This is a genomic window from Rhizobacter sp. P2_H2 (assembly GCF_056403375.1).
This window is the reverse complement of record NZ_JBFUFP010000336.1, coordinates 1-5,150: the sequence shown is the minus strand read 5'-3', so window position 1 is coordinate 5,150 and position 5,150 is coordinate 1. Positions and strand designations below refer to the sequence as shown.

The following is a 5,150-nucleotide window of genomic DNA, read 5'->3' as shown; positions in this document are numbered from 1 at the left end:
GGCCTGGGCCAGCGCCGCGGCCTGCGCGGCGGCCATCACCGACAGTCGCGACCGCCTTCAGCCTGCTGAAAGCGGTCACTGACACCCCGCTTGCGCGTCAGGGAACTATGGCTATAATCGCGGTCTTTGCTGGCAAACCCGCGCCGCGATCTCGCTACAAATCTTCGTCCACGCCTCTGGCTGGATTCCGGAACCTCCTGCTAGAGAAACCGGGCGAACGACAGTGAGACACCGAGCGCAAAAACTTCTGGATCTATGACTTCGATTCGCGTCAAAGAAAACGAGCCGTTCGACGTGGCTCTGCGCCGCTTCAAGCGCACCATTGAAAAGCTGGGCCTGCTGACCGACCTGCGCGCCCGTGAGTTCTACGAAAAGCCCACCGCCGAGCGCAAGCGCAAGAAGGCCGCGGCCGTCAAGCGCCACTTCAAGCGCATCCGCAGCATGCAGCTGCCGAAGCGCCTGTACTGAGATAGATTCGATCCGGCGCTGATGTGGCGCTGGAGCACAACGAAGCCCGCGCCACGCGGGCTTTGTCGTTTTTGATCCTCGCTTTCGACCCTCACCTATTCGAGCACCTGCGATGACCCTGAAAGACCAGATCACCGAAGACATGAAGACCGCGATGCGTGCGAAGGACGCCGCCCGCCTGCTGACGATCCGCGGCCTGCTCGCGGCACTGAAGCAGAAAGAGGTCGACGAGCGCATCGTGCTCGACGACGCCGCGGTGATCGCGATCGTCGACAAGCTGATCAAGCAGCGCAAGGATTCGATCACGCAGTTCGCCGCCGCGAACCGCACCGACCTGGTCGACAAGGAAACCGCCGAGCTGGCCGTGCTCGAAGGCTACCTGCCGCAGCGCCTGTCGGCCGACGAGATCGCGGCCGAGGTCGGCAAGATCGTCACCGAGCTGGGCGCCACCGGCCCCGGCGACATGGGCAAGGTGATGGGCGCGGTGAAGACCCGACTGGCCGGCAAGGCCGACATGGGCCTGGTGTCCGCTGCGGTCAAGCAGGCCTTGAGCAAATAGGTCGCCCACCATGACCGATCCCGTCGTCCAGCAGCTCAGCGCCGATGTCTGCGTCGCGCCCCAGCTCGAACCGGCCGCGATGGCCTGGGCCGCGCAGCAGGGTTTCAGGAGCGTGATCAACAACCGCCCCGATTTCGAAGGCGGCCCCGATCAGCCCACCAGCGCTGCCGTCGAAGCCGCCGCGCACGCGGCCGGCCTGCAGTACGTGCACCTCCCGGTCGCGCCGGCCGTGCAGACGCCCGAGCAGATCGCCGCGTTCGCGGCGCTGCTGGCCTCGCTGCCCAAGCCGATCCTCGCGTTCTGCCGCACCGGCACGCGCTCCGGCAAGCTCTACCGCGCCGCGACAGGCACCGCCTGACCGCTCCCAGGCACGGCGGCCGTCCATGCGCCTGAAGCTGAAGGTCTTCCTGTTCGCGGTGATCCCGCTGATCGCGTCGCTGCTGCTGATCGCGGTCGCGGTGCGCCAGAAGGAGAACGACCTCGCCGCCCGCGAGCGCGCCGTCGTCGAGGCCGCGACGATGGCGTCGAAGCAGACCGAGCTGCGCCACTACGTCGACCTCGCGCAGAGCACGATCGCGCCGCTCTACGCCTCCGGCCGCGACGACGACGCCACCAAGGAGCAGGCGATCCGCCGCCTCGCCTCGCTCGACTACGGCAGCGACGGCTACTTCTTCCTCTACGACCTGGCCGGCAAGAATTTGATGCACCCGCGCCAGCCCGAGCTGGTCGGCCAGCCGATGTGGGACATGCGCGACGCCAACGGCGAGCCGGTGATCCAGCGGCTGATCGCACGCGCCCGCGAAGGCGGCGGCTTCGTCGAGTACCTGTGGCGCAAGCCGTCCACCGGGCAGGTGACGCCCAAGCTCGGCTACGTGGTCGCGCTGCCGCGTTGGAACTGGATGTTCGGCACCGGCCTGTACCTCGACGACGTGCAGGCCACGATGAAGCAGCTCGACCAGCAGGTCACCGCCAACATCGCCGACACGATGTGGTGGATCGCCGGCATCGCGCTGCTGGGCATCGTGCTGATCGGCGGCAGCGGGCTCGCGCTCAACGTCAGCGAGCAGCGCATCGCCGATGCCAAGCTGCGGCTGCTGGCGCGCCAGGTCGTGCAGTCGCAGGAAGACGAGCGCGCCTACCTCTCGCGCGAACTGCACGACAGCACCAGCCAGACGCTGGTGTCGATCAAGCTGCTGATGGAGTCGTCGGTCGCGCAGCTCGGCAGCGAGGCGCCGGCCACGCTGACGAAGGCGCTGGTGCGGTTGAACGGCGCGCTCGGCGAAGTGCGCGAGATCTCGCACCGGCTGCGCCCGGCCGAGCTCGACGTGCTGGGCCTGCCGGCCGCCCTCACCCACCTGGGTGAAGAATTCGGCGAGCAGCGCCGCCTGCCGCTGCAGGTGCGGGTGCGCGGCGAGCCGCCCGAGGGCCTGCCGAACGAGATCAACACCGTGCTGTTCCGCGTGACGCAGGAAGCGCTGAACAACATCGACAAGCACGCGGCCGCGTCGCACATCGCGCTGCGGCTGGCCTTCGGCGCCGGCGGCGTGCGGCTGCGCGTGATCGACGACGGCCGCGGCTTCGACGTCGGCGCGGTGCAGCAGCACCCGCGCCGCGGCATCGGGCTGCGCAACATGCGCGAGCGGCTCGCCTCGATCGGCGGCAGCCTGAACGTGGCGTCGAAACCCGGCCGCACCGAGGTCGTCGCCGACGTGCCCACCTCGGCCATTCGACGCTTCGCCGCCACCGCCTCATGACTCCTACCGCCACCCGCCTGCTGATCGTCGACGACCACCCGCTGGTGCGCGAAGGCCTGAAGGCCCGGCTGTGCAGCGTGGCCGGCATCGACGTGGTCGGCGAGGCCGGCGATGCGGCCGAGGCCTTCGCGCAACTGGCCGTGCACGCCGTCGACCTGGTGCTGATGGACATCGGCATGAAGGACGTGAACGGCATCGAACTCACGCGCCGCCTGCTCGCCGAGCGGCCGGCGCTGCGCGTGCTGGTGCTCAGCATGTACGACAACCCCGAGTACGTGAACCGCGCGATGCAGGCCGGCGCGCGCGGCTACGTGCTGAAGGACGCGCCGTCGACCGACATCATCGAGGCGATCGCCGCGGTGCAGGCCGGCGAGACCTTCCTGAGCGCGGCGATCTCGGGCCGGCTGATGCGGGCGCAGACGCCGCGGCCGGTGATGTCGCTGCGCGAGAGCGAGATCCTCGCGTGCCTGGCCAAGGGCCGCTCGAGCAAGCAGATCGCGCAGGACCTGAACCTGAGCGTGCGCACCATCGAATCGCACCGCCAGAACATCAAGCGCAAGCTGAACCTGGAAGGCCAGGCGGAGCTGATCAAGTACGCCGTGGAGCACTGCCGGGATTTCGGGGAGACGCCGGCTGCGTAGGCGAATTTGCGTAAAACCACTTAGCGGATTCACCCGTGGCGCCGCTGGCCGTTTGCGGGTCTGATATCGCTGCAGTTTTCCRACCCTCGAGGACGACCCCCGTGTCACAACTCCTGAAGCTCGCGCACCTGATCGACGCGCTGAACGACCGCTTCGGCTGGCTGGCCAAGTGGGCGGTGTTCCTGGCCTGCTTCATCAGCGCCGGCAATGCCGTGATCCGCTACACCTTCAACTACAGCTCGAACGCCTACCTCGAGATCCAGTGGTACCTGTTCGCGGCCTGCGTGATGCTCGGCGCGCCGCAGGTGCTGCGCGTCAACGAGCACGTGCGCGTCGACGTGCTGTACGGCCGCTTCTCCAGCAAGGGGCGCGTGCTGATCGACCTGTTCGGCCTCGTGTTCTTCCTGATGCCGGTGATGGGGGTGATGTTCTATTTCGCGTGGCCGCTGTTCCTGTCGAAGCTCGCGAGCGGCGAGGTCTCCGGCAACGCGGGCGGGCTGATCCTGTGGCCTGCCGTGCTGATGCTGCCGCTCGGCTTCGCGTTGATGCTGCTGCAAGGCCTGTCCGAGATCATCAAGCGCGTGGGATGGCTCACGCACACCTACGAGATGGACCTGCACTACGAGAGGCCGCTGCAATGACGGTAGAGACCTTCGCCCCGCTGATGTTCGCGGGGCTGATCCTGATCATGCTGATCGGGTTCCCCGTGGCCTTCTCGCTCTCGGCGCTCGGCCTGCTGTGCGGCTTCATCGCGATCTGGCAGGGCTGGTTCCCCGAGCAGTTCATGGCCAACCTGCCGCTCAACGTGTTCGGCATCCTCAGCAACGACCTGCTGCTGGCGATCCCGTTCTTCACGCTGATGGGGGCGATCCTCGAGAAATGCGGGCTCGCCGAGGACATGCTCGACTCGATGGGCCAGCTGTTCGGCCCGGTGCGCGGCGGCCTGGGTTACTCGGTGATCATCGTCGGCTTCATCCTCGGCGCGATCACCGGCACGGTGGCCGGCCAGGTGATCGCGATGGCGATGATCTCGCTGCCGGTGATGATGCGCTACGGCTACAACATGCGCTATGCCACCGGCGTGCTCGCGGCCTCGGGCACGATCACGCAGCTGGTGCCGCCGTCGCTGGTGCTGGTGGTGCTGGCCGACCAGCTCGGCAAGTCGGTGGGCGACATGTACAAGGGCGCCTGGGGTCCGTCGATCCTGCAGGTGCTGCTGTTCGCGATCTACACCTTCGTGCTCGCGCGCATCCGGCCCGAGCACGTGCCCGGCGTGCCGAAGGAGGCGCGAACGCTGAACGGCTGGGCGCTGTGGCGCAAGTGCCTGCGCGGCATCATCCCGTCGGCGATCCTGATCTTCGCGGTGCTCGGCAGCATGGGCGGCCTGCCCGGCATGAACAGCGCCATCTGCACGCCGACCGAAGCGGGCGCGATGGGCGCGGTGGGGGCGTTCATCCTGGCGGCACYGCACCGCCGGCTCAACTGGCCGCTGGTGCGCGAAGCGATGCTCGGCACGATGCGCATTACCGCGATGGTGGTGTTCATCCTGATCGGCTCGCGCGTGTTCTCGCTGGTGTTCCAGGGTGTCGACGGCGCGAAGTGGATCGAGCACATGCTGTCGAACCTGCCCGGCGGGCAGCTCGGCTTCCTGATCGTCGTCAACCTGTTCGTGTTCTTCCTGGCGTTCTTCCTCGATTTCTTCGAGATCGCCTTCATCATCCTGCCGAT

The 5,150-nt window shown here is 67.5% G+C and carries 7 protein-coding genes; all 7 read left to right on the top strand.

Translation table 11 applies throughout. The features are described 5' to 3' along the window. Positions 1–255: 255 nt before the first annotated feature. The gene (gene rpsU / locus AC1D15_RS17300) at positions 256–468 is read left to right on the top strand and encodes a 30S ribosomal protein S21 (RefSeq protein WP_047503026.1); all 213 of its coding nucleotides are present in this window, start codon (positions 256–258) and stop codon (positions 466–468) included. A gap of 112 nt (positions 469–580) precedes the next feature. Continuing rightward, on the top strand, positions 581–1,027 hold the full coding sequence (locus tag AC1D15_RS17295) for a GatB/YqeY domain-containing protein (protein WP_477826940.1): 447 nt from the start codon (positions 581–583) through the stop codon (positions 1,025–1,027). A gap of 10 nt (positions 1,028–1,037) precedes the next feature. Beyond that, positions 1,038–1,385, top strand: a complete 348-nt coding sequence (locus AC1D15_RS17290) for a protein tyrosine phosphatase family protein (protein ID WP_477826939.1) — start codon at positions 1,038–1,040, stop codon at positions 1,383–1,385. A 25-nt stretch (positions 1,386–1,410) separates the two neighbouring features. Then, positions 1,411–2,781, top strand: a complete 1,371-nt coding sequence (locus AC1D15_RS17285; protein WP_047503032.1) for a cache domain-containing protein — start codon at positions 1,411–1,413, stop codon at positions 2,779–2,781. Continuing rightward, entirely contained in the window at positions 2,778–3,422 is a 645-nt protein-coding gene (locus tag AC1D15_RS17280; protein WP_477826938.1) for a response regulator transcription factor, read from the top strand. The genes AC1D15_RS17285 and AC1D15_RS17280 overlap by 4 nt, the downstream gene beginning before the upstream one ends. Before the next feature lie 101 nt (positions 3,423–3,523). Beyond that, positions 3,524–4,063, top strand: coding sequence for a TRAP transporter small permease subunit (locus AC1D15_RS17275; RefSeq protein WP_047503034.1), 540 nt, complete (start codon positions 3,524–3,526; stop codon positions 4,061–4,063). After that, positions 4,060–5,150: TRAP transporter large permease (locus AC1D15_RS17270; RefSeq protein WP_477826937.1), on the top strand; the 1,091-nt coding region annotated here is incomplete at its 3' end. The genes AC1D15_RS17275 and AC1D15_RS17270, both read left to right, overlap by 4 nt.